At 61.7% G+C, this 24,010-nt stretch carries 24 protein-coding genes and 4 riboswitches; of the genes, 13 read left to right on the top strand and 11 right to left on the bottom strand.

The window, feature by feature from the left end:
• Window positions 1-9 precede the first annotated feature (9 nt).
• Together AX768_RS27085 and AX768_RS27080 are read left to right on the top strand one after the other, a co-directional pair.
• Complete coding sequence (locus AX768_RS27085) at window positions 10-1,548, top strand: efflux transporter outer membrane subunit (RefSeq protein WP_062003147.1); 1,539 nt, start codon at window positions 10-12, stop codon at window positions 1,546-1,548.
• A gap of 102 nt (window positions 1,549-1,650) precedes the next feature.
• The gene (locus AX768_RS27080; protein WP_144022072.1) at window positions 1,651-1,884 is read left to right on the top strand and encodes a hypothetical protein; all 234 of its coding nucleotides are present in this window, start codon (window positions 1,651-1,653) and stop codon (window positions 1,882-1,884) included.
• Window positions 1,885-1,891: 7 nt separating this feature from the next.
• On the opposite strand, the gene ppk2 is transcribed toward AX768_RS27080, so the two are convergent.
• On the bottom strand, window positions 1,892-2,788 hold the full coding sequence (gene ppk2 / locus AX768_RS27075) for a polyphosphate kinase 2 (RefSeq protein ID WP_062003145.1): 897 nt from the start codon (window positions 2,786-2,788) through the stop codon (window positions 1,892-1,894).
• A 236-nt stretch (window positions 2,789-3,024) separates the two neighbouring features.
• On the opposite strand from ppk2, the gene AX768_RS27070 reads away from it, so the two are divergent.
• Together AX768_RS27070 and AX768_RS33935 are read left to right on the top strand one after the other, a co-directional pair.
• A complete protein-coding gene (locus AX768_RS27070) occupies window positions 3,025-3,606 on the top strand; it encodes a DUF2878 domain-containing protein (RefSeq protein ID WP_082779104.1) in 582 nt (193 codons plus the stop codon).
• Between the two features lie 72 nt (window positions 3,607-3,678).
• On the top strand, window positions 3,679-4,011 hold the full coding sequence (locus tag AX768_RS33935) for a hypothetical protein (protein ID WP_231941564.1): 333 nt from the start codon (window positions 3,679-3,681) through the stop codon (window positions 4,009-4,011).
• Here the strand turns inward: AX768_RS33935 and AX768_RS27060 are convergent, their stop codons facing one another.
• Entirely contained in the window at window positions 4,012-4,572 is a 561-nt protein-coding gene (locus AX768_RS27060; protein ID WP_062003144.1) for a histidine phosphatase family protein, read from the bottom strand. It lies immediately after the preceding gene.
• 52 nt (window positions 4,573-4,624) lie between these two features.
• Window positions 4,625-4,778: riboswitch (cobalamin riboswitch) on the top strand.
• Between the two features lie 31 nt (window positions 4,779-4,809).
• On the opposite strand from AX768_RS27060, the gene AX768_RS27055 reads away from it, so the two are divergent.
• Together AX768_RS27055 and AX768_RS27050 are read left to right on the top strand one after the other, a co-directional pair.
• Window positions 4,810-5,043 (top strand): CbtB domain-containing protein, encoded by a 234-nt coding sequence (locus AX768_RS27055; RefSeq protein ID WP_062003143.1) that lies wholly within the window; start codon window positions 4,810-4,812, stop codon window positions 5,041-5,043.
• An 8-nt stretch (window positions 5,044-5,051) separates the two neighbouring features.
• A complete protein-coding gene (locus AX768_RS27050; protein WP_062003142.1) occupies window positions 5,052-5,819 on the top strand; it encodes a CbtA family protein in 768 nt (255 codons plus the stop codon).
• A 49-nt stretch (window positions 5,820-5,868) separates the two neighbouring features.
• Here the strand turns inward: AX768_RS27050 and AX768_RS27045 are convergent, their stop codons facing one another.
• The 4 genes from AX768_RS27045 to AX768_RS27030 are packed head-to-tail and all read right to left on the bottom strand — an operon-like array spanning window position 5,869 to window position 8,399.
• Window positions 5,869-6,111 (bottom strand): DUF1289 domain-containing protein, encoded by a 243-nt coding sequence (locus AX768_RS27045; protein WP_172812031.1) that lies wholly within the window; start codon window positions 6,109-6,111, stop codon window positions 5,869-5,871.
• Window positions 6,108-7,400 carry a cobyrinate a,c-diamide synthase gene (locus AX768_RS27040; RefSeq protein WP_062003141.1) on the bottom strand — a complete coding sequence of 431 codons (1,293 nt, stop codon included), beginning with the start codon at window positions 7,398-7,400 and terminating at the stop codon, window positions 6,108-6,110. Before AX768_RS27040 ends, AX768_RS27045 begins: the two co-directional genes overlap by 4 nt.
• Before the next feature lies 1 nt (window position 7,401).
• Window positions 7,402-8,004, bottom strand: coding sequence for a cob(I)yrinic acid a,c-diamide adenosyltransferase (cobO, locus tag AX768_RS27035; protein WP_062003140.1), 603 nt, complete (start codon window positions 8,002-8,004; stop codon window positions 7,402-7,404).
• Window positions 8,004-8,399 carry a cobalamin biosynthesis protein gene (locus AX768_RS27030; protein ID WP_062003139.1) on the bottom strand — a complete coding sequence of 132 codons (396 nt, stop codon included), beginning with the start codon at window positions 8,397-8,399 and terminating at the stop codon, window positions 8,004-8,006. The genes cobO and AX768_RS27030 overlap by 1 nt, the downstream gene beginning before the upstream one ends.
• 136 nt (window positions 8,400-8,535) lie before the next feature.
• A riboswitch (cobalamin riboswitch) is annotated at window positions 8,536-8,802 on the bottom strand.
• A gap of 82 nt (window positions 8,803-8,884) precedes the next feature.
• Window positions 8,885-9,130: riboswitch (cobalamin riboswitch) on the top strand.
• 152 nt (window positions 9,131-9,282) lie between these two features.
• Here AX768_RS27030 and cobW point away from each other — a divergent pair.
• The 4 genes from cobW to AX768_RS27010 all read left to right on the top strand — a co-directional run bounded on the left by cobW (window position 9,283) and on the right by AX768_RS27010 (window position 15,814).
• Window positions 9,283-10,371 carry a cobalamin biosynthesis protein CobW gene (gene cobW, locus AX768_RS27025; RefSeq protein ID WP_062003138.1) on the top strand — a complete coding sequence of 363 codons (1,089 nt, stop codon included), beginning with the start codon at window positions 9,283-9,285 and terminating at the stop codon, window positions 10,369-10,371.
• A gap of 3 nt (window positions 10,372-10,374) precedes the next feature.
• Window positions 10,375-14,148 carry a cobaltochelatase subunit CobN gene (cobN, locus tag AX768_RS27020; RefSeq protein WP_062003137.1) on the top strand — a complete coding sequence of 1,258 codons (3,774 nt, stop codon included), beginning with the start codon at window positions 10,375-10,377 and terminating at the stop codon, window positions 14,146-14,148.
• Window positions 14,145-15,140, top strand: coding sequence for an ATP-binding protein (locus AX768_RS27015; RefSeq protein ID WP_062003136.1), 996 nt, complete (start codon window positions 14,145-14,147; stop codon window positions 15,138-15,140). Before cobN ends, AX768_RS27015 begins: the two co-directional genes overlap by 4 nt.
• A gap of 113 nt (window positions 15,141-15,253) precedes the next feature.
• Window positions 15,254-15,814, top strand: coding sequence for a vWA domain-containing protein (locus AX768_RS27010; protein ID WP_062003135.1), 561 nt, complete (start codon window positions 15,254-15,256; stop codon window positions 15,812-15,814).
• Between the two features lie 15 nt (window positions 15,815-15,829).
• On the opposite strand, the gene cobJ is transcribed toward AX768_RS27010, so the two are convergent.
• From cobJ to cobG, 4 genes are read right to left on the bottom strand one after another with little or no spacing between them, the layout of a single operon-like run.
• The gene (gene cobJ / locus AX768_RS27005; RefSeq protein WP_062003134.1) at window positions 15,830-17,506 is read right to left on the bottom strand and encodes a precorrin-3B C(17)-methyltransferase; all 1,677 of its coding nucleotides are present in this window, start codon (window positions 17,504-17,506) and stop codon (window positions 15,830-15,832) included.
• On the bottom strand, window positions 17,494-18,219 hold the full coding sequence (locus tag AX768_RS27000) for a precorrin-2 C(20)-methyltransferase (RefSeq protein WP_062003133.1): 726 nt from the start codon (window positions 18,217-18,219) through the stop codon (window positions 17,494-17,496). Before AX768_RS27000 ends, cobJ begins: the two co-directional genes overlap by 13 nt.
• Window positions 18,220-18,846, bottom strand: coding sequence for a precorrin-8X methylmutase (locus AX768_RS26995; protein ID WP_062003132.1), 627 nt, complete (start codon window positions 18,844-18,846; stop codon window positions 18,220-18,222).
• Window positions 18,839-20,149: a precorrin-3B synthase gene (gene cobG, locus AX768_RS26990; protein ID WP_231941563.1), complete on the bottom strand. Its 1,311-nt coding sequence runs from the start codon at window positions 20,147-20,149 to the stop codon at window positions 18,839-18,841. The genes AX768_RS26995 and cobG overlap by 8 nt, the downstream gene beginning before the upstream one ends.
• Before the next feature lie 107 nt (window positions 20,150-20,256).
• Window positions 20,257-20,433: riboswitch (cobalamin riboswitch) on the bottom strand.
• Between the two features lie 93 nt (window positions 20,434-20,526).
• Between cobG and AX768_RS26985 the strand changes: the two genes are divergently transcribed.
• Genes AX768_RS26985 through cobM form a run of 3 tightly spaced genes read left to right on the top strand, consistent with a single transcriptional unit; the run spans window position 20,527 to window position 23,189 of the window.
• Entirely contained in the window at window positions 20,527-21,732 is a 1,206-nt protein-coding gene (locus AX768_RS26985) for a bifunctional cobalt-precorrin-7 (C(5))-methyltransferase/cobalt-precorrin-6B (C(15))-methyltransferase (RefSeq protein WP_062003130.1), read from the top strand.
• Entirely contained in the window at window positions 21,729-22,460 is a 732-nt protein-coding gene (locus AX768_RS26980; protein WP_062003129.1) for a cobalt-precorrin-6A reductase, read from the top strand. Before AX768_RS26985 ends, AX768_RS26980 begins: the two co-directional genes overlap by 4 nt.
• Window positions 22,461-23,189 carry a precorrin-4 C(11)-methyltransferase gene (cobM, locus tag AX768_RS26975; protein WP_062003128.1) on the top strand — a complete coding sequence of 243 codons (729 nt, stop codon included), beginning with the start codon at window positions 22,461-22,463 and terminating at the stop codon, window positions 23,187-23,189. It abuts the gene before it with no gap.
• Window positions 23,190-23,261: 72 nt separating this feature from the next.
• Here the strand turns inward: cobM and AX768_RS26970 are convergent, their stop codons facing one another.
• Window positions 23,262-23,999: a TerC family protein gene (locus AX768_RS26970; RefSeq protein ID WP_062003127.1), complete on the bottom strand. Its 738-nt coding sequence runs from the start codon at window positions 23,997-23,999 to the stop codon at window positions 23,262-23,264.
• Window positions 24,000-24,010 lie beyond the last annotated feature (11 nt).

Raw genomic sequence — 24,010 nt, 5'->3', positions numbered from 1 at the left:
GAAATTGAAATGAAAACGCTGAATATCAAACGATGGCTGGGATTGTCGGCGCTGCTCGGGTCGTTGCTGATCGTCGCGGGCTGTTCGCTCGCACCGACCTATGCCAGGCCTGACGTGAAGGAGCCGGCTGCGTTCAAGGAAACATCGCAGACGGTGCTTGCCGCATCCGAACAAGGCACATGGAAGACGGCGCAGCCGTCGGAGCAGGTGATGCGCGGCGAATGGTGGACCGTCTTCAACGACGACACCTTGAACGATCTCGAACGCCAGGCCGCCGATGCCAACCAGAACCTGAAAGCTGCAGCGGCGCGCGTGTCGGAATCGCGCGCAATCAACCAGACGGCGCGGGCGGGCTTGTTTCCGACGCTCGATGCAGGTTTTGGCCCGACGCGCGAGCGGCTTTCGCCGGCGTCGCAATTCCTGCCGCAGAACACCAACGTGCCGTCGCAGACCTTGTGGCGCGCGCAGGCGAGTGCATCGTACGAAGTCGATCTGTTTGGGCGCGTATCGGATTCGGTGAAAGCGGCAAACGCCGATACCGCGCAAAGCGAAGCGCTATTCCGCTCGGTACAACTTGCCTTGCAAGCGGACGTTGCGCAGAACTACTTCAACTTGCGCGAACTCGATGCCGAAAACGATGTCTTCGCCCGCACGGTCGCGTTGCGGGAACAAAGCCTGAAGCTCGTGCAGCATCGCTTTGCAGAGGGCGACATCAGCGAGCTCGACGTTGCACGTTCGCGTTCCGAGCTTGCGAGCGCCAGGTCCGACGCCATGACGGTGCAGCGCATGCGGGCTGCATCGGAACATAGCCTTGCCGTGTTGCTGGGCAAGTCGGCATCGCAGTTCACCATGGCCGCCAACCCGCTGACGCCCGTCGATATCAAGATTCCACCGGGCTTGCCTTCGTCGTTGCTTGAACGCCGTCCGGATATCTCGGCAGCCGAACGCGCGATGGCGGCAGCGAATTCGCGCATCGGCGTGGCGAAGTCGGCGTTCTTCCCGTCGCTGAACATCACCGGTTCGGGTGGGTTCGAGTCGGCAACGCTCGGCGACCTGTTCAACTGGTCAAGCCGTACGTTCCTGCTCGGACCGTTCGCGGGTACGGCGCTCAATCTTCCTATCTTCGATGGCGGCCGTCGCAAGGGCAACCTCGCGAACGCACGCGCCATCTATGAAGAGGATGTGGCGAATTACCGTCAGCAGGTGCTGGTGGCGTTCCAGGAAGTGGAGGACAACCTCTCCGACCTGCGCATTCTGGAAACGCAGACGCAGACGCAAGCTGAGGCCGTGAACGCATCGAATCGCGCGGCGCAGCTTTCGCGCACGCAATACACCGAGGGCGCAATCAATTACCTCGATGTGATCGATGCCGAGCGTACCGTGCTGCAGTCGCAGCGCACAGCCGTGCAACTCGCGGGCGTGCAGGCCACGTCCACGGTGAACCTGATCCGTGCGTTGGGTGGTGGCTGGGGCGATATGCCGGTGGCATCGGCTGAGCCGGCTGTTGCCGCCTCTGACGCGTCAAACGCGAGCGTGGCATCGCGATAAAAACGCGATTGTTCAAGCCGCGCGACAAGTGTCTTCGATTACAGCGGGTTTATCCGGAGGCTCCCGATCCGTAGAATTCTGTTTATGGATACGGGAGCCGTCATGAAAGCATTAATCGAACGACAACTCTACCGGCCTGCCGTCGTACTTCCTCTGTTGGTCCTGATGCGCCTGATGGTGACGCTCGATTTCAACCTGATGCAAGTGACGTTCGTCGTGGTCATGAAGAGTTCGCAATACCTATTTCAAGTGGTATTCAGGCATCGCCATGACCGTGGCGATGCTCAGAAGCCGCAGCAGGTCCATGCCATGCATGAGAAGACCTGCCACTGCTGAACCTGCCTCAATACACTTCCGGAACGACCATGGTTTCCGGCACGGGCTGGCGCAAGTAGTCATCGTTGTAGACGCGGTCAGGCAATTCGATCGCCGGGTGTTCGATCTCGTGGTACGGCACCTGGCTCAAAAGGTGACTGATGCAATTGAGGCGAGCACGTTTCTTATCGACCGCCTGCACTACCCACCACGGCGCCTCTGGAATATGCGAGCGTGCCAGCATCACTTCCTTCGCCTGCGTATAAGCCTCCCAGCGGCGGCGGCTTTCAAGATCCATCGGACTGAGTTTCCATTGCTTGAGCGGGTCTTGGATGCGCGCCTGGAAGCGCACTTCCTGCTCGTCGTCGGTGATCGAGAACCAGTACTTCAGGATCTGCACACCGCTTCTCGCCAGCATCTTTTCGAACTCCGGCACTGAGCGAAAGAACTCTTCGTACTCGTCGTCGGTGCAAAAGTTCATCACGCGTTCCACACCCGCGCGGTTGTACCAACTCCGGTCGAACAGGACGATCTCGCCGCCCGCCGGCAAGTGCGAGACGTAACGCTGGAAATACCATTGCGTGCGCTCGCGATTGTTCGGCGCGGGCAGGGCGGCTACGCGGCACACGCGGGGATTGAGCCGCTGCGTAATGCGCTTGATCGCACCGCCCTTGCCGGCGGCGTCGCGGCCTTCGAAGATCACCACCAGCCGATGTCCGCTCGCAACCACCCAGTCCTGCAACTTTACGAGTTCGCCTTGCAGCCGGAACAGCTCGCGGAAATAAACCTTGCGCTGCTCGCGCGCTTCGGCGGAAAACGCACCTTCGCCGTCGAGAATCCGGTCGTCGACTTCCATCTCCAGTTCTTCGTCGTAGCTGTCGATCAGGTCTTCTTCGAAGCGGCGCTGTTTTTCCTGCGAATTCATGAGTAGCTCCGTTGATTTGGCATGTTGGCGGCGTTCTGGTATTGCTGGGCATCGCTGGAATCAGGACGCAATCCTGCACAATGACGATTATCCGGCCGCTTGATTTCAAGAATGTTACGGCAGCAAACGCTATTCCGGGAGGCTGATTGGTCGGATGGATCATCGGCCCCGCTTTAAAACGCCAATGCGGTAGCATCGCCCCACGTCGTTACGCCAATCAGATAACCGCGAGCCGCATGCCCGACGCATCCAGCAACATTCCAGACGGTCCCGCCCGGAGTTCAGCTTTTGAGCGTTGGGCACCGACGATCTATTTCATCGTCGGGCAACTCGGGTGGTTCGCCTGCGTGCTGAGCGCAGCGCACGATGTCCCGTGGATCGGCGTTGCCGTCACGCTGGTCCTGGTCGCCGTGCATCTGGCTCGGGTGGATCGGCGAGTGCCGGAACTCAAGCTGCTAGCGAGCGTTATCGTGATCGGCGCCGTTTGGGAAAGCGTGCCGGTCGCGGCCGGGTTGCTGGTCTACCCGAACGGTACGGTCCTTCCCGGCGCCGCACCTTACTGGATTCTCGCGTTGTGGGCACTCTTCGCCGCGCAATTCAATACGACCTTCGGTTGGCTGAAGTCGCGCATGCTGCTGGCTTCGGTGTTGGGCGCGGTTGCGGGGCCTTTATCGTTCCGGGGCGGCGCTGCGCTGGGCGCGGTCCGGTTCGCGCAGCCTTTGGCGGCGACGCTCACGCTGGCTGCCGGTTGGGCGGTTTTGCTGCCCGTGCTGATTCTTTTGTCGCGACGCTGGGATGGGGTCCACACCAATGCGTGACTGCTTGTCAAGCTGGAATAGTCCTTGCTAGGTAAAGGTCATACGACTTACGGATATTCCAGGGCTTTATCCATGACACGCCAAATCGAACACCAGCTCAGCGAATCGAGTTGGCTTCCCCAACGCGATGTTGCGACGATTGCAAGGCAGGCATGCTCCGACGCGATTCCCGTGTCTTCGACCGGCGCGCGGGGCGCCACGCCTCCCGCGACCTATTTCATATCGGTGCTTGAACTTGCCACTGGCGAGAAGCTCGGTAATAACGAACGGCTTCGCGCTATCGCCATGCTCGAAGCGCATTTCGCCGCTGGCCGGCCACGCACGCTGAACGAGGCGGTCCGGATCTGCGCGGGCGCGATCGATTCATCGACGCTTCGGCGCATGGCGCGGGGCGCCGGGGCCTGATCAGATGGACGATTTGCAGCGCAGACGCCATGTATCGTCCGCGCGGGTCAGCGCGACTGCAGAAAGCGGCTCCAGATCCATCCGATAAACCGTCGTAAGCGGTGCGTCCAGCACCACGGCAAGCACCACCTTGACTACGATGGCGTGCGTCACGATTACCGTAGTCCCGTCATCGCGCTGTCTGTCGAGCGCGCGCCGAACACGCCCCTGAAGGGCCTCCAGGCTTTCGCCGCCATGCGCAGCGCTGTCCGGTTCCGACAACCACGCGCTCAACGCGCTGGTCTCCTCGTCGTAGATCTCTTTCAAAGAACGTCCTTGCCAGCGGCCATGATCCAGGTCGCTCCACTGCGCATCGGCCGACATTTCGATGCCAAACGTCCGTCCCGTTTCCACGGCGGCATGGGACGGACTCGTGATGACACGGTCGGGCGCATAAACCGATGCAAGCGCCGAAAGACGCGGGCGCTCGAGATGCTCGATCGGATCATGAAGCGTGGGAAACATGCCGGTTTTCATGGCGTGCGTTGCCGCGTGGCAAAGCAGGATCAGTTCGTTTTTCATGGTTTCCGGATTCGCTTCAATGATGCATTGCTTTACTTTCGGTGATCACATCTTAGAATGGCAAGCTTGCAGCGCGAGGAAGCCGGTGAAAACCCGGCACGGTCGCGCCACTGTAAGCGTGCCGAGTGCGTTTTCATCCTTGAATCAAGGTAAAGAAACCATTCGACGCATGCAAGTCAGACCCCCGCTGCAGCCTTTCTATTTTCTTACGGGACGCGCTTATCCCTCGGAGCTTTCATGAATCGAGCCAATCCAACGGCGAATCTGTCCGCCATGAATCCCGCATTTGATGCACCCGTACCTATTCCGGTGCGTGAGGTGCTGCCTTGGGCGGTGTTTATCGGTCTGCTTTTGTTGATCGCAATTTATTTCGTGGGCGCGGAGCAAGGCGCAACGGCGATCTTCCAGGGCATGTATATCCACGAGTTCGTGCACGACGGTCGCCATCTGCTCGGTTTCCCCTGCCACTGAGACTGTCCATGATCAGAAATCTCCTCATACGCGGCATGATCGCGGGGCTGGTCGCGGGCCTGCTCGGTTTCGGGTTTGCAAAAACCTTCGGCGAGCCGTCGGTGGATCGTGCCATTGCATTCGAATCCCAGCAGGAACAGGCACATGAGCAGGCGGAAGCGGCCGCCGGGCATCCGCACGAACATGGCGACGATGTCGAACTGGTCAGCCGCGGCACGCAAGCGGGGCTCGGTTTGCTGACAGGCGTCTCGGTGTTCGGTACGGCGCTGGGCGGTTTGTTCTCGCTCGTGTTCGCGTTTTCGTATGCGCGGCTCGGTGCGTTGCGCGCCCGCGGAACGTCAGCATTGCTCGGCGTGTTCGGCTTTGTGACGGTTGCAATCGTGCCGTTTCTCAAGTATCCGCCGAACCCGCCGTCCGTGGGGAATCCCGAGACGATTGGCGCGAGAACGGCGCTCTTTTTCGGCATGGTCGCGATCTCACTCGTGGTGGCCGTGATCGCGGTGCGGTTTCAGCGCCGCATGCAGCCGACACACGGCAACTGGAACGCGTCGCTGATTGCGCTCGCGGGTTACATCGTGCTGATGGGGCTCGCTTACGCTGCGTTGCCATCGATCGATGAAGTACCGGCGAAGTTTTCGGCGACCTTGTTGTGGAATTTCCGCGTGGCCGCAATTGGCATTCAGGCGGTGATCTGGACCACGCTCGGTTTGTTGTTCGGCGTGCTTGCACAGCGTGAAGTGGAACGTGTGCCCGCGCGGCGTGTAGCAACGGCTTGATCGATTAAGATTCTTGGTAAGAGAAGGGCGGCTCGCGAGCCGCCCTTTTTTATGGTGCTGCTTTTCTGGCCAGCAACGCAGGGAAGAGGCCGAGCTTGTCGGCGTCGGGCAATGTCTTCCATGCCTTGATCTCTTCGCGGCTTCTGAAGCAGCCTTCGCAATAACCCGTGGTTTTATCGAGGCGGCATACGTCCGTGCAGGGTGAACCTACGGGCTGAAGCTGGCTCGCACGTTCGATCGTGAATGCGAGTTCAAGCGGCGTTTTTACAGGTGTTTCCAAAGGCATTGTCATAGCGGTTCGCCACGGAAAAGGGCGGCGGCTGCCGCCGGATTCGTCGGCCAGTAAGTGTGCATGTAGGTCGCGGTAATCGGGCCTTGCTGGTAGAAGGCTTCGCCTTCCTTGCCCGTGGTTGCGTGCGTTGCGTTCAGGACAGGTGCCATGTCGGTCGTCACTGACGAGTAATGGAATGTGTGCCCTGTACTGACGCCGTGACGGCTTTCGATGCGCTGCATAGCGAGGCGGGAAAGGCGTTTTTGCATCTTCGCGTGGCCGGGTAAGAGGCCGAGCATGGTGTGCTGTGCGCCATCTATATCGGTCAGCGATTCGAGAAGATACAGCATGCCGCCACATTCGGCGACCACCGGTTTTCCTGCTCCGACATGCGCGCGAATCGATGCCGCCGTCGTCGCGTTCGCGGCAAGGCGCGCGGCGTGGAGTTCGGGATAACCGCCCGGCAGATAAAGCGCATCGGCATTGAACGGTTCATCGGCCAACGGAGAAAAGTGCGACGGCGTTGCGCCCATCGATCTGAGCAGATCGAGATTGGCGGGGTAGACAAACGAAAACGCCGCGTCACGCGCAATGGCAATATGCAGACCTTCGAGCAGACGTGGTGGCTGTTCGCAAGGTTCCTCGGCGAATTCAACTGAAGGAGGCAACTCGCGCAACGTAGTCTCACCGATGGCGTCCGCGGCGCGATCCAGCCGTGCATCGAGGTCTTTGACTTCGGCCGCTTGCGTCAGACCGAGATGACGCCCGGGCAGCGCGACGTCGTCCATGGTCGATACATGTCCGCAATAACGCACGCCCTCGGGAATCGCTTCGCGCAGCATTTGCGCGTGCCGCTCGGACGCCACGCGGTTCGCCAGCACGCCGTAAAACGGCAGGTCGTCACGATACCGCGCGAGCCCGAACGCCACCGCGCCGAAGGTCTGCGCCATGCCATGCGCGCCGATCACGGCCAGCACCGGTACGCCGAATGTCGCGGCAAGATCGGCGCTGCTGGGGGTGCCGTCGAAGAGACCCATCACGCCTTCAATCAGGATCAGGTCGGCCGTTTGCGCGGCTTGCGCAAGCAACGCGCGGCAGCCGCGCTCGCCGACCATCCAGAGATGCAATGCATAAACGGGCGCGCCCGATGCGCGTTCGAGGATCATCGGATCGAGGAAATCCGGGCCGGTCTTGAACACGCGCACACGCCGGCCGAGCCGTCTGTGATAGCGCGCAAGCGCTGCGGTCACGGTGGTTTTACCCTGGTTCGATGCAGGCGCGCTGATGAATAAAGCAGGACAGGCGCGCATGTCAGAACTCGACGCCACGTTGCGCCTTGACCCCTTGCTCGCGATACGGATGCTTGACCGGCCGCATTTCCGTCACGAGGTCGGCCGCTTCGACCAGCGTTTCAGGGGCATGACGGCCTGTCACGACCACATGCAGCATCTCGGGCCGTGCGTTGAGCACGCCGAGGACTTCATCGAGCGGCAGGTATTCGTATTTCAACACCGTGCAGAGTTCGTCGAGCACGACCATCTGGTACTCGCCGCTTTCGATCATGGTGCGCGCCGCGTCCCAGCCCTTGCGGGCGGTGGCGATATCGGCGTCGCGATTCTGCGTGTCCCAGGTGTAGCCGTCGCCCATCGTCACGAAGTCGCAATTGGCGATCGCGCCGAGAAAATCGCGTTCCGACGTATGCAGCGCACCCTTGATGAACTGCACGACGCCAAGCCGCATGCCATGGCCGAGCACGCGCACGGCCATGCCGAATGCGGCCGTGGTCTTGCCTTTGCCCGTGCCCGTATTGACGATCAACAAGCCCTTTTCAATCGACGCCTGCGCCTGCTTTTTCTCGTGGCCTTCCTTGCGACGCTGGGTCATGCGCAGATGCGCTTCTTCGTCCGTTTTCATTACGTTCTCTCGTTGTCTTTCTGTTGATTCAGGTTGTCTTCAGCAATGGCGATAGTCACGCCATCCACTGCGATCTTGGGCCGCACGATCCGTCCGTCACGCGATGCCAGGAGCGCACACGGTTCGCAGACGCCATCGACGCCGATCAGTGTCCGGACGCGTTCCGATGCTCTCGTCTCGACTTGCGACACGCGGTCCTTCGAAAAAAATTCTATCGGCAGGTGGTGAAGGGCGGCGAATTCGAGCAAAGCGGTTTCATCCTTTTTGCCGTCAATCGATGCCAGCGCGCGCACATTCTTGATAGGCTCATTGCCAAGCGCCGCGCAAACCGCCGCATCGATCTGCCCGATGCTTACGCCACGCCGGCAGCCTATGCCGATCACCCACGCGCTCAACGTCCCGCTCCGTCCGTGCGTTCCAGACGCGCGGATAGAAGCTTGCAAATACACTGCGGATCAGATTTCATGTAAGAAGATAGACTCATTACGTCCTTCATCCGTCCCTCGCGGATGCGGCGTCCGGCGCGTCCATGACACGCCACTTGCGCTGGCCGGTATCCGGGCTTGGCGACCGCATTCGCTTGCGCCTTCCCGCTTTGGCAAGCAGTGGCAATGAAGCAAATGTGCGCACGGGTTCTGTGAAACCAATTCAAACCGGCGCGGGTCGCGTACCGTTGCGGGGACAGCACAGGTTTCTTGCATGCAGGCGCGCTGAGAATAAACGCTCTTGCATCCTGTTTCCCGTTTAACTACGCACGCAGGAAAGCGCGCGTGAGCACCAGACGCGAGCCAAAGATAGCACACGGAGGCGTGCCGGCGCTTGGGTTTCCATTGCTCGCCAACTGGCCGTAACCTTGACCGCAAGGCTTCACCGGCCTAGACTTGGCGCAGTTTTCTGGTGCTCGCGCGCGGTCTCTCTCTGTGCGCAGTTAAACGGGAAGCAGGGGGCGCCGCCGGACACTCGTGCGCGCCAACCTGCGCTGCCCCCGCAACGGTAAGCGAAAACCGCGCAGCATGACGTCGCGCGCGGCAAAGCCGGCTTCGAACACCACTGCATGCGTGCTGCGTGCGGGAAGGTGAAGCGGCATTTCGCCAGCCCGGATACCGGCCGGAACGGTTTGACATCTGGAGCAACAGGCGCCGCGGGGATGCGGTGCGGGCTCGACACTTTCATCATGCCTTGCCGGGTTTGAAGCCCAGTACGCGTTTCGATTGCGTCATTTGGAGGCTCATGGCGTTTCCGGCATCAGGCAGTCAATCGATAAAAACGGAGTGAAGGATGCAAATGCGCAAGATCCCGGTCACGGTCGTCACAGGCTTCCTCGGCAGCGGCAAGACCACGTTGATGCGGCATATCCTTGAAAATGCCAAAGGGCTACGGATCGCAGTGATCGTGAACGAGTTTGGCGAACTGGGTATCGATGGTGAGATATTGAAGGGCTGCAGCATTGGTTGCGAGGACGAAAGCACGACCGACCAGCCGAACCTCTATGAGCTTTCGAATGGTTGCCTCTGCTGCACCGTTCAGGAAGAGTTCTATCCGGTGATGGAGCAGCTCGTCGAGCGTCGCGATCAGATCGATCATGTGCTGATCGAGACCTCCGGTCTTGCCTTGCCCAAGCCGCTGGTTCAGGCGTTCAACTGGCCATCGATCAAAAATGCGTTCACCGTCGACGCCGTCGTGACGGTGGTCGATGGTCCGGCTGCTGCAAGCGGCCAGTTCGCGGCGAACCCGCAAGCCGTCGACGAACAACGCCGCGCCGATCCGAATCTCGATCACGAATCGCCGCTGCACGAGTTGTTCGAAGACCAGTTGGCGTCAGCCGATCTGGTGATTCTCAACAAGATCGACCTGATCGATGAGGCGCAGCAACGCGCCGTCGAAACGCTCATAAGCGGCGAGATTCCGGCGGGCGTGAAGATCGTTCCGGCGCAGATGGGGCAACTCGACCTGCATGCGCTGCTCGGGCTCGAAGCGGCGTCGGAGACCACGATCCATCTGCGCGTGGATCATCATGGGTCGGTAGATGACGAAGGCCACGCCGACCATCATCACGACGACTTCGATTCCGTCGTGGTCGAGGCGCGCGTGGAGTCGCGCGACGCGGCGGTCGCTGCATTGCGTGCGCTGGTCGACGCCAACACGATTTATCGTGTGAAGGGCTTCGCCGCGTTGCCGGGCACGCCGATGCGTCTTGTGGTGCAGGGCGTGGGTCAACGTTTCGATACCTACTTCGATCGCCGGTGGACACCCGCTGAAGCCGAGGTCGGAACGAGCCGCTTTGTGCTCATTGGCGAAGACCTGGATCAGCCGCGTCTGCAACAAGCGCTTCTCGACGCGCTCGCCAGCGCACCTGTGCAGGCCTGAACCGTGCATCTGCTACGCACGACGCCCGGTGGTTTTGTCGATGACGCCGCGGGCGTCATGCGCATCGACCAGACGCCTGCGCCGATCGTCGTGCTGAGTTCGGCCGATACCACGCTGTCGCTTCTTGCAGGCGTCGTGCCGAATCTCGAAGCGGGGTTTCCTGCTGTGCGCCTCGCCAATCAGGCGTTCCTGCGGCAGCCGGCATCGGTGGACTTCTACGTCGATGACGTGCTCAGGCATGCGCGCGTGATCGTGATCGATCACCTTGGCGGCGAGGCCTATTGGCCCTACGGAATCGAGAGTATCACCACGCTCGCGCGCAAGAATGGCCAGATGCTCGTGATGTTTTCCGGCGACTTGCAGGAAGACCCGAACCTCGTTGCGAAGAGCACCGCGGAGCCCGCATTGTGCGACCAGCTCTGGCGTTATCTGCGTGAGGGCGGCGCGCAAAATGCCGAGGCGTTCCTGCGCTGCATTGCGTATCGCGCGCTGGGCTACGGGCGCGAGGCCGACTTGCCCACGCAGTTGCCCGCGGTTGCGATCTATCATCCGGCGCGGCAGATTGCGACCATCGACGACTGGAAGGACAGATGGACGCAGGGCGCCCCTGTCGTTGCCGTGCTGTTCTACCGCGCGCATCTGCAGTCTGGCAATACAGACGTATTCGACGCATTGATCGATGCGCTCGAAGCGCAAGGCCTGAACCCGTTGCCGATCGCGATGGCGTCGCTGAAGGACCCGTTGAGCCGCGAAGTCGTGCAGACATTGTGCGCGGATAACAATGCGTCGCTCGTGTTGAACACGACCTCGTTCGCGGCCGGCGTGATCGATGACCCCGCGCCATTCGAACTCGCTGGCGACGCGCCCGTGCTGCAAGTGATCCTCAGCGGCGGGAATCGCGAGGACTGGGTCAAGGACAACCACGGGCTGACGTCTCGCGACATTGCCATGCACGTTGCGCTGCCGGAAGTCGATGGGCGCATCATCACCCGCGCGATCAGTTTCAAGGGCCTGGCGTACAGATGCAAACTGACGCAAGTGGATGTCGTGCGTTATCAGCCCGACCTCGAGCGTGTGCGTTTCGTCGCCGAGCTGAGCAGGCGCTGGTGTCGCCTGAGGCAGCTTCCGAACGCCGGCAAACGCATCGCGCTCGTGCTCGCGAATTATCCGCTGAGCGAAGGGCGCATTGGTAACGGCGTGGGTCTCGATACGCCGGCATCGGTCGTGAATATTCTTTCGATGCTCGCACGCGAGGGATATACCACGCAGGTTATTCCCGTTAATGCCGACGCGCTGATGCAGGCGCTGACATCGGGCGTGACCAACGATCCCGTCGTGCGCGATATGCGTCCTGCGCTGCAGAGTCTCGCGCTCGATGATTATCTCGATGCATTCCGCAAGCTCCCCTCCGACGTTCAGCAAGACCTGAACGCCCGCTGGGGTCCGCCCGAAGCTGACCCGACTGTGCGGCGCGGCCGCTTCATGATCGCGGGCTGGCGGTGCGGCCATGTGTTCGTCGGCATTCAACCGGCGCGCTCGCGAGAACGCGGCGATTACGCAAGTTATCACGACGCCGAACTCGTGCCGCCGCATTCGTATCTCGCGTTCTACTTCTGGCTGCGTTTGCGCTTCAACATCGATGCAATCGTACACGTCGGCAAGCATGGCAATCTTGAATGGCTGCCGGGGAAAAGCGTGGCGTTGAGCGCGTCGTGCTGGCCCGACCTGACGCTCGGCGCCATGCCGCATTTATATCCGTTCATCGTCAACGATCCGGGTGAGGGCAGTCAGGCGAAGCGGCGCGCGCAGGCGGTGATCATCGATCATCTGATGCCGCCGCTCACGCGCGCTGAAAACTATGGGCCGTTGCAAGACCTCGAACGTCAGGTCGATGAATATTATGAAGCGCTGATGGTCGATCCACGCCGCGCGAAGCTCTTGCGAAAGACGATTCTGGCGAGCATCGTGGAGCATCGGCTGCATGAAGAACTGGGACTCGAGAAACCGCGCGACTCCGATACGGAGGACGCGTTGCTCAACCGTGCCGATGCCTATTTGTGCGAGCTGAAGGAAGCGCAAATCCGCGATGGACTGCACGTGTTCGGTGCTTCGCCGCAAGGCGTTCAACGCCGCGATACCTTGCTCGCATTGGGCCGTTATCCGACAGGCGACGGACTCGGCGCCAATGCGAGCGTGCTCACGGCGCTGGCTCGTGACCTGCAGCTCGGCGACACATTCGATCCTTTGGACTCCGACTGGACTGCGGCATGGACGGGGCCGCGTCCTGCTCGACTGATGCAAATGATCGATGCCCCCTGGCGTCATCATGGCGATACGCGCGAGCGTCTTGAGTTGCTTGCAACGTCGCTGCTGGACGGTCCCGCGAATACGGTCGGCCCAAACACATCGCAGGTGCTCATGCGATTGAACGGCGATCTTTTATCTCGCCTCGATGCATGCGGTCCGCAAGAGCTGCTGCAACTTCAGCGCGGCCTCGACGGACGCTTTGTGCCGCCGGGTCCGAGCGGTTCGCCTTCACGTGGACGACCCGATGTCCTTCCCACCGGACGCAACTTCTATTCCGTCGACACCCGCGCCGTCCCCACGCGCGCAGCCTGGACGCTCGGTCTGAAGTCCGCGAACTTGCTGATCGAACGACATCTTCAAGAGCACGGCGATTACCCGCGTGCGATTGGTTTGTCGGTGTGGGGAACGGCCACGATGCGCACGGGCGGCGACGATATTGCGCAAGCCATGGCGCTGATCGGCGTGCGTCCGAAGTGGGCCGCGGGCAGCAATCGTGTGACGGACTTCGAGGTCTTGCCTATCACGATCTTCAACCGGCCGCGTATCGATGTCACGCTGCGCGTTTCGGGTTTCTTCCGCGATGCCTTCGCGAACCTGATGCATCTCTTCGACGCAGCCGTTCAGGCCGTCGCCGAACTCGACGATGAAGACGAAGACATCAATCCGATCCGCGCACGCATCATGCGCGAACGTGATGAACACATCGCTCGCGGACTGGACGAAAAAGAAGCGCGTCTGCGCGCGGGCTGGCGCGTGTTCAGCACGAAACCCGGTGCCTACGGTGCGGGGTTGCAGGAGATGATCGACGCGAAGCAATGGCAGAACGATGCCGACCTCGCGCGTGGATTCCAGGACTCGGGCGGTTACGCGTACTCGCAAATGGGCGCTGGCGTCCATGCACGCGATTCATTTGGCGCGAGGTTATCGACTATTGACGTGGTGGTGCAGAACCAGGACAACCGCGAACACGACCTGCTCGATTCCAACGACTATCATCAGTTCCAGGGCGGCATGGTCGCGGCCGTGCGGCATCTTTCGGGCGCGCAGCCGCAGGCGTACAACGCCGATCACAGCAACCCCGCGTCGCCGCGCATACGCACCTTGCAGGAAGAGATATCGCGCGTGATCCGCTCGCGCGTGGTCAATCCAAAATGGATCGATGGCGTGAAGCGGCACGGCTACAAGGGCGCATCGGAACTCGCGGCCACGGTGGATTATCTCTTTGGCTACGACGCCACCGCACGCGTGGTGTCGGATCATCAATACGCGCTCGTCGCCGATGCTTACGTGAACGACGCCAATACCCGCGAGTTCATGCAGCAGCACAATCCGCATGCGCTGCATTCCATCTGCGAGCGTTTGACGGAAGCCATGCAACGCGGTTTATGGCAAAGCCCGGGCGACTACCAGACGCAGATCGAACGCCATCTGCTGGATGCCGAACAGCAACTCGAAGGGCAACGAACGTGAACGACATTCTCTTTCCTTTCACCGCATTGGTCGCGCAGGAGCCCTTGCAACAAGCACTTTTGCTCGCTGCGGTCGACCCCGCGCTGGGTGGCGTGCTGGTGAGCGGCCCGCGCGGCACGGCGAAGTCCACCGCAGCGCGCGCACTGGCCGAGCTGCTTCCCGAAAGCCGCTTCGTCACCCTGCCGTTGGGCGCGAGTGAGGAGCAACTGATCGGATCGCTCGATCTTGAAACGGCGTTACGCGACGGCGGCGTGCATTTTTCGCCGGGCTTGCTTTCGAAGGCGCATGAAGGCGTGTTGTATGTGGATGAAGTCAATCTGCTGCCGAATCAGCTCGTGGATCAATTGCTCGATGTCGCTGCAAGCGGCGTGAACTTGATCGAGCGCGATGGCATCTCGCATCGGCATGACGCGCGGTTTGTGTTGATTGGCACGATGAACCCCGAGGAAGGCGAACTCAGGCCGCAGTTGCTCGATCGGTTTGGGCTTGCGGTGGAGTTGCAGAATTGCTTCGATGCCAACGTACGTCGCGAGATCGTCAAGGCGCGGCTTGCATTCGACGCAAACCCTGATGCGTTCCGTTCGCGGTTCGCGGCGCAACAAGAAGCGTTGGCGCAAAAACTTCAACGCGCACGTTCAGCTCTTCCCGCCCTCGAATTCGATGACTCCGTTCATGCGCGTGTGAGCGAGCTTTGCATCGAGGCAAACGTCGACGGCTTGCGCGCCGATCTGGTCATGCTGCGTGCGGCGCGTGCGCTGGCTGCATTGGAAGAGGCCGATGCGGTCCGGGTGGATCATGTCGAACGCATTGCGGAGGCGGTGCTCCTGCATCGGCGGAAAGTCGGCAACGAACCTTCAGGCAAACGCGAACAGGAAAAGCAGCAACCCCAATCGCAAGACACCGATGAAGCCAACTTCGGCTACATGCCGCCCGAGCCCGTCGATATAACCGCCGTAAAAAACGTGAGGCCGCTCACGTCAAAAAAATCCTGAGCCATCGAAGGCCGGAAACATGCGCCGACCCCGGCCGCCTTCGATGGCTCGATCCTTTCGCTCCCGGCAAAGCGCGGTCACGCGAAGGCGAGAAGAGCGGGCGCATCGACTGGATGCAAACGCTGCTCGCGAAACGCAATCAGATGCTCGACGCGGCGCATCTGCGGTTTCATCGCGAGGAAGGCGAGGCGAGCGCGCTGCATTGTTTCGTGCTCGATTGTTCAGGTTCGATGCTTGGCGGCAAGCGGCTCGCGCTCGCGAAGGGGCTGGTTGTTGCGTTGTTCGATCGCGCATACCGGGAGCGTGCGGAGGTGGCGCTCGTGTGTTTTGGCGGCGCGACGGCCGAGGTGCGCCGCGAGCCAGGCGCCGCGCACTGGTGGAACGACCGATGGCTCGCGCCGATCGGCGGCGGAGGCGGTACGCCGCTCGCGTTGGGCGTGCGCACGGGCGCCAACGTATTGCTGCGCGCTGCGCGTCGCAAGCCTTCGCAGCGTCGCATTCTCTGGTTGCTCACCGATGGGCGAAGCGCCGAAACGCCAGCGCGTCCCGATTCGGCGGATCAGATCGTTGTCGTCGATTTTAAAAGCGAGGCCGTGAGTCTTGGCCGATGCGCGAAACTGGCCGAGTCGTGGCATGCGGATTACCGCACGGCCGCTGACATGACATCGGCTTAGTGGCTCATCAGCCGCTCATTCGTACCAGCGGGGCGTGTACGCCCACTCGCCATTGCCATCGCCGCGCGGAAAGCTTCGCGTCGTCGATGATCCGACGATCACCATGGTACGCATATCGACCTGATCAGAATGCAGGTTTGCGAGCGTGGTCGTGATCAACGTTTCACCCGGCCTGCCGATGTTCCTTCCCAGCACGACCGTGGTCGTTCCATCGCGATACTCACGTACGATCTCAAGCGCACGATCCAACTGCCAAGGCCTTGCACGCGAGACCGGGTTGTAGAACGCCATCACGAGATCGGCTTGAGCGGCATGTCGCAGACGTATCTCGATGACGGCCCATGGTTTCAGGTTATCGGAAAGCGAGAGCATGCAGAAGTCGTGACCGAGCGGCGCGCCGGCACGCGCGGCAGTCGCCAGCGCAGCCGACACACCGGGCAGGATGTTCAGGTCTACGGAAGACCACGCCTCGTTGGATTGTCCTGCGTCAAGTGCTTCGAGCACTGCGGCGGCCATGGCGAACACGCCCGGATCTCCTGACGACACAACCACGACCCTGCGCCCCGTGCTCGCCAGTTCCAACGCATGACGCGCGCGCTGCATTTCTTCGCGGTTATCGGTGCAATGGAGGATTTGATTCGGCTTGAATGGACCGGCCATGCGCACGTAGGTCTCGTAGCCAAGGATATCGTCGGCGAGGGACAACACGTATTTGGCCGCCGGTACCATCAAGTCCGCGCTGCCGGGACCCAGGCCGATCACGGTCAGCGTGCCGCGTGCTTGTCCGAGGTTCGTGACATCAACCGGATGCGATGCAATCGATATCGCGAGGTCTTCATCATGCGATCTCAGCGTTTCGAACCCGTCCGGAAAGGTGCCGAATCGCAGGGGTACATCGAGGACATGCGCAGCTTCGATCAGGCGCGCCGACGTCATCATGGACACGGGCGCAAGCATGGCGGCGACCGACAGCGGCGATATCTTTGCCTCAAGCAACGCACGGCGGATGCGTTCGGCGATCGGATCATCCGAACGCACCGCGTTCACGCAAATGATGACCGAGCGCGGGTGAATCATGAGTTCGCCGGCGTTTTCACTAACATGCGGCGAGATCCGGATTGCGCGGTTTGCATCGGAGGCACGGGGCAATTCGACCTGATCCAGCCACGGTGCGGTGCCTTCGATGCGCGTTGTGCTTCCCGCCAGAAGATCGGACACGAAGCGCTTTCCATGTTCGATATCCGCAAGCACATACCCCGCCGGAGGATTCAGCAGGCATGTGCCGAAACGCAATTCGCCGCTCGTCGTGATCGCGGGCGCGACCTGCAGGACCGCCGCGATTTCGCGCGCCATGACGTTGACGCCGCCAAGGCCGCCGAGCAGCGGCACGACCGCGCTGCCATCTTCGGCGACGGCAAGCACGGGCGGTTCGACGGTTTTATCGGCTAGAAGGGGAGCCAGGCAACGGATCACTATTCCCGCCGCGCACAACGCGACGATCGGCGTGTTGCTCGAATAGAGCTCGCGCAGATGAGCGCTCAGTTCAGTGAACGCGACATCGGCTTGCACGCGGTTCGCGAGGCCGTGTATCAACGCGCCGGAATAACGTGCCTGGATTCGCCGCGCAGTCTGCGATGCGCCCGTACCGAGCACCACGATTGCCGGCGGCTTCGCGTCGATCAACCCCGCCATTTTTCCCCCGGCACGACCAGCAGCGAGAAGTAGGGCGACGCCATAGGATCGACATCCTCCAGCGGCACGATGCGCTGGTTCGCCATGGTCGCGCGTTCGACATAGAGCGCGCGTTTATCGAGTCCGAGGTCTTTCAACACGCGCCGGACCTTGTCGAAGTTGCGGCCGAGTTTCATGATCACGGCGGCGTCGGTGGCGGCAAGCCTGTCACGAAGATCCGCCTCCGGCAGCACGCCCGATAACACCGACAAACTCTGGTTCCGGTACACGAGCGGCACGCCGAGCACGGCGACGCCGCCGAGCATCGAACATACGCCGGGTACGACTTCAGCTTCGAAGCGCTCGGCGAGCCGGTCGTGCAGGTACATGTACGAGCCATAGAAAAACGGATCGCCTTCGCAGATCACGGCGACATCGCGGCCGGCTTCGAGATGATCGGCAATGCGGATGGCGGATTCATCGTAGAAATCGCCGATGATCGTTTCATAGCAAAGCGGCGGTTCGAGCGCTTCGGTCGTCACGGGATACACGAGCGGCATGCGCGTCTGCGTGTCCTTCAAATGCCCTTCGATGATCCCGAACGCGTTGCCCTTCTTGCCTTTCGCCACGAAGTACGCGACCACCGGCGCGGATGTCAGCAAACGCAGCGCCTTCACCGTGATCAGTTCGGGATCGCCCGGACCGACGCCCAGGCCATAGAGACGTCCGCTCATCTATTCAGTCTCCGAAGCCAGCGCGTTCACTGCGGCCGCCGCCATCGCGCTGCCGCCGCGCCTGCCGCGCAACGCGACGAACGGGACGCCGCGGCTGTCGGCAGCAAGCATCGCCTTGGATTCCGCCGCGCCGATGAACCCCACCGGAAAGCCGAGGATCAACGCGGGCTTTGGTGCGCCGGCGTCGAGCATGTCGAGCAGATGGAACAGCGCGGTCGGCGCATTGCCGATCACAACCACGCTGCCTTCAAGATCCGGACGCCACAATTCGAGCGCGGCCGCCGAGCGCGTATTGCCGAGTTCGCGTGCGCGTTCGGGCACGGATGCGTCGTTGAGCGTGCAGATCACGCGGTTATCAGCCGGCAGGCGCGCGCGCGTGATGCCTTCGGCGACCATGCGGGCATCGCAGAGAATGGACGCGCCTTGCTTGAGCGCTTCGCGGCCCGCTGTTCCGGCGTCATTCGAGAACACGAGGTCATCGATCACGTCCGTCATGCCGCATGCATGGATCACGCGCACAGCCAGTTTTTCGAGGTCGGGGGGAATCGCGTCGAGGTTCGTTTCGGCGCGAATGGTCGCGAACGACGCACGATAAATCGCCTGCCCGTCGCGGATGTAATCAAGCATCGGTGGTGCTCCGGGCGAGCCAGCGGGCCGCCTCTTCAATGGTTATGCGCCGGGCGACCGGTTCAGACGCTTGCGTGTATAAATCGTAGCGGCCGGGCGCGACGGCGAGCAGGGTTGTGTCGACGTGATGAGCCGCCGCGCAGGAACGCGCGCAACCGCTCAAGTGGACGTTGCCTGTTTCGGGCATCAAGGACGCAAGTCGATGCGCGTCGGCTTTGGTATCGGAAAAACCTTTGGCGCAGCCTTGCGAACCCGTGCATGCGATGAGCCGCGCGAAGGGCTCGTTCGGCGTGGTTGCGAGGTCGAGCGCCTTGAGCCTGTCGATGGTCGACGCGGCGTCTGCCACAGGTACGTCGAGCAACATCACGCTTTGCCACGGCGTCATGCGCATGCGTGGCGCGATCTCGGCGAGCGCCCGGAGCGTGGTTGCATCCAGACGGCCCAGCGGTATCTGCGCACCGATGCACACCGCGCCTTCGTTGCGTCGCGGATGCACGCCGAAACGCAGTTGTGCATTGGACGAAGGGCGACGCCAATCTTTTGTGTCTTGCTTGAGCTGGAAATCGAGTTTCTGCTGCACGCGGTCAAGAACCGCTTCGGCTGAATACGTCTGCAGCAAGTCCCGCATTCTCGTCTGCTCCGGCAGCGCAAGATCGAGGAATGTATGCAACACCGCGTTCATCAAGTCGGGGACGTGCACGGACTCGACCGACGCGGCCGCAGGCAAATGCTCCGCGGAAGTCGGTGGACAACCGCCAAGTCCGAATGCAAACCGGTGCGCCGATAGCGCCGAAAACCAGACATCGTGAGGATGATCGAGCATGGCAAGACACTCGCCGCCGTCGAGCATGATTGCAAATTTCGGCGATAACTCGCGCAGACGCGCATCGTGCTGCATTTGTTCGAGCAACACGCGAGCGATCGGCGTGACGTCCACAATGGCATGCGGATCGAGACCGGCGAGCGGGCTGAGCATGAGGTTGCGCAGATCGTCCGCGTCCTGCGTGGCGGGCCCCAGTCCCGCTTCGATCAAACGGGATATCAACGCATCTTCAGCGTCCGGCCGCACGCCTCGAATCTGCAAGTTTGAGCGATTGGTTGCATCGATAAGACCCGATCCGCACGTCTTCGCCACATCCGCCACCACACGCGCCTGCGCCGCGCTCATCTCGCCGCCGGTCAGTCGAATGCGGCACAGGCCGCCGTCGCGCGCAGGCACGATCCGCATCAGGCCGGGACATGCCGATGGCCTCGATGCCGGTACCGACCCGCCTTCAGTAGTGAGTGTTTGCGATGCGTTCAAAGCGTGACCCGTCCGGTCTCGCGCGGCGCCTCGACCTTTGCCTTGTCAGCAGCACATGAAAACAGGCAGGATCGCGGCATCGGTACACCCCGCCCGATGTTGGCTTGCACGAAGAATTCCGGTCGGCAGGTCTCTTGGCTGGCAGGTCGCCGCCCGCGCCGGCCTTCCCAGTCGAAACCAGTGGCAGTGGAGCGCGGACTCGCTGCGTACAATTGCGGGGGCAGCCACAGTTTCGCTGTGTTCCCTGTTAGGCCCGTGAGGGCACCGACTAAACGCGATATTATGCCCGTTTTTGCAGCCGACAAAACCAATCGCCGCATGGCTCGGCAAGCGGCCGGGCAGCGTAACCTGCAAATGAATCATGCGAGGATCGGCGGATGGCAACGTGGTTGACGGTAGTGGGAATCGGCGAGGACGGCTGGCATGGGCTCAGCCGGACGTCGCACGAAGCGTTGCTTGCCGCCGATATCATCTTCGGTGGCAAGCGCCATCTCGACCTGTTGCCGGAGCAGATTTCCGCTGAGCGCCGCGCGTGGCCCACGCCGTTTTCGATAACGCCGGTGTTCGACTATCGCGGCAAGCGAGTCTGTGTGCTCGCAAGCGGCGACCCGATGATGTTCGGCGTCGGCGCCACGTTCGCGCGCGAACTGGAGCCCGGTGAGTTCACCGTATTGCCTGCGCCGTCATCGGTGTCGCTTGCTGCAGCGCGTTTGCGTTGGGCGATGCAGGATGTGGCCGTGGTCTCGCTCGTCGGGCGTCCGATCGCAGCGCTTGGCGTTCGCCTTCATTCCGGCACGCGCATGCTCGTTCTCAGCAGCGATGGTTCAAGCCCTTCCGAAGTCGCGCAGTTATTGAACCGGCGCGGCTTCGGCGCCAGCCGGATGAGCGTGTTCGAACATCTGGGCGGCGAGCGCGAACGTCGCACTGATGGCATCGCAAACACGTGGAACCCGCAAGCCGATATCGCTGCGCTGAACCTCGTGGCGATCGACTGCATTGCGGATGCCAACGCCTTGCGTCTGCCGCTCACACCCGGTCTTCCCGACGACGCATACCAGCACGATGGCCAGCTCACCAAACGCGACGTCCGCGCCATCACCCTCGCGCGGCTCGCCCCCGAACCTGGCGAATTGCTGTGGGACGTGGGCGCGGGATGCGGTTCGATCGGCATTGAATGGATGCGCTCGCACGCTGATTGCCGCGCCATCGCGATCGAAGCGGATAGCGGACGTCAGCGTTTTATCGAACACAATCGTGATGCGCTTGGTGTGCCCGGACTGCAACTCGTGGAGGGCGAAGCGCCGGCCGCGTTGATGGGGTTGCCATCGCCGGATGCGATCTTCATTGGCGGCGGTGTAACCGCGCCCGAGATGCTCGATACATGTTGGGCGCGTCTGAAGAAAGGCGGCCGGATGATCGTCAACGCAGTGACGATCCAAAGCGAGGCGGCGCTCGTCGCGTGGCGGGCGGTGCATGGCGGCGAGCTGACGCGTATAAGCGTGGCGCACGCGCAACCGCTCGGCGCCTTCGATACATGGCGTCAGGCGCTCCCCATCACGCTGCTGCATGCAGTGAAATCATGACGCGCGTCCTGCTGCTCGGCGGCACGGGCGAAGCATTGACGATCGCGCGGCGTCTCAGTCCGGAACACGTCTATAGCCTTGCTGGACTGGGACGCACGCCGGGCGATCTCGTGTGTCGCGTGCGAGTTGGCGGGTTCGGCGGAGTGGAAGGGCTGGCGGCTTTTATAAAAGCAGAATCAGTTGGTCTGATCGTCGATGCAACTCATCCCTTCGCCGCGCAAATGAGCCGTCATGCCGCCGCTGCTTCAGTGATGACGAGCGTCCCATGCTGGGCGCTTCGCCGTGCGCCGTGGCAACCGGGACCCGACGATGACTGGCGGAGCGCCTTTGATTTTGCATCGATCATGGCAGCCATCGCGCCATACAAACATCCGTTTTGGACGCTCGGCCGCGAGCCACTCGATCATCTCGACGAGATCCCCTCCGGGCAACACTGGACCATCCGTTGCCTCGATCCCCATGTTGGCCACGCACGCGCGACGATCATCGCGGCGCGCGGGCCGTTTTCGCTGGACGGCGAGCGCGCTTTATTCGACCAGCAAGATACCGATGTCCTCATCAGCAAGAACAGCGGCGGCGCGGCGACCGAAGCGAAACTCGCGGTCGCGCGTGAACGCGGTCTGCCCGTCGTGATGCTGCAACGTCCGTCACTTCCTCAAGTCGAACGCGAATTCACCGATATGGCCTCACTCCTGAACGCGCTCGACGCTTTACGGAAAGCCCCTTGAATGACGGTCTATTTCATTGGCGCCGGACCCGGCGATCCCGAACTCATCACCGTGAAAGGGCAGCGTCTCGTGCGCTCATGTCCCGTCATCCTGTATGCCGGGTCGCTGGTGCCGGAAGCGGTGTTGAGCGGCCATCGCGCGGAAATCTGCGTGAACACCGCCGATCTTCACCTCGATGAAATCATCGCGTTGCTCGAAACCGCGCATGCCAAAGGGCAGGACGTGGCGCGCGTTCATTCGGGCGATCCGTCGCTGTACGGCGCGATCGGCGAACAGATTCGCCGTCTGAACGCGCTTGCCATTCCCTATGAAATCGTGCCGGGCGTGACGGCAGCGGCGGCATCGGCGGCGGCGCTCGGGTGCGAATTCACGTTGCCCGGCATCTCGCAGACCGTGATCCTCACGCGCTTTGCGACGAAGACATCGATGCCTGAAGGCGAGCAACTCGCCGATCTCGCGCGCCACCGCGCAACCATGGCGATTCACCTGGGCGTGCGCCATATCGAGCGCATCGTCGCCGACCTGATCCCGCATTACGGCGCGGATTGTCCCGTCGCCGTGATCTTCCGCGCGAGTTGGCCCGACGAAGAGAAAGTGCTTGGAACGCTCGCGGATATCGCTGTGAAAGTGCTTGAAAAAGGCATCGAAAAGACAGCGTTGATCGTGGTCGGGTACGTGCTGAATGCCGAGGGATTCACGGATTCTTCGCTGTACCGGAAGGAACCTTGAGACATCGAAAAAACGCCGCGCGGTTTCAATGGCGCGCGGCGTTCCCACGGTCAACGCACCAGACTCAGCACGTCAGGCGCGTTTCTTCTTCGCCCTGCGCGACAGCATGTTCAACCCCTCGACCAGCGCCGAGAACGCCATCGCCGCGTAGATGTAGCCCTTCGGCACGTGAGACCCGAACCCTTCGGCGACCAGCGTCATCCCGATCACCAGCAGGAAGCCGAGCGCGAGCATCACCACGGTCGGGTTTCTATCGATAAACCGCGACAACGGACCCGCCGCGAACATCATCACGGCCACCGCTGCAATCACGGCGACGAACATGATGGGAATGTGTTCGGTCATGCCGACGGCGGTCACGATGCTGTCGATGGAAAACACCAGATCCAGCACCAGGATTTGCCCGATCGCCGCCAAGGGTGTGATCGAAGCGGTCTTGGCCGGGCCGCCGGATTCGCCGGAATCATGCGACACATGATGATGGATCTCCGTGGTCGCCTTCCATACCAGGAACACGCCGCCGGCAATCAGGATCAGGTCGCGCCACGAAAAATCATGCCCGAACGCCGTGAAAATCGGCGCCGTCAGCCGCACGATCAGTGCGACCGTGCCGAGCAAGCCAAGCCGCATGATGAGCGCAAGCCCGATACCCAGACGCTGCGTGCGCGCCCGGTGCGCTTCTGGCAATTTGTTCGTGAGAATGGAGATAAAAATCAGGTTGTCGATGCCGAGCACGACTTCCATGACAACGAGTGTCGCCAGGGCCGCCCAGGCGGTGGGGTCACTGGCAAGCGCTACGAGGTAATCCATGAGATGTGAGG

Source organism: Burkholderia sp. PAMC 28687 (assembly GCF_001577465.1).
Lineage (GTDB): Bacteria > Pseudomonadota > Gammaproteobacteria > Burkholderiales > Burkholderiaceae > Caballeronia.
This window is presented reverse-complemented; position numbering and strand designations above follow the sequence as displayed.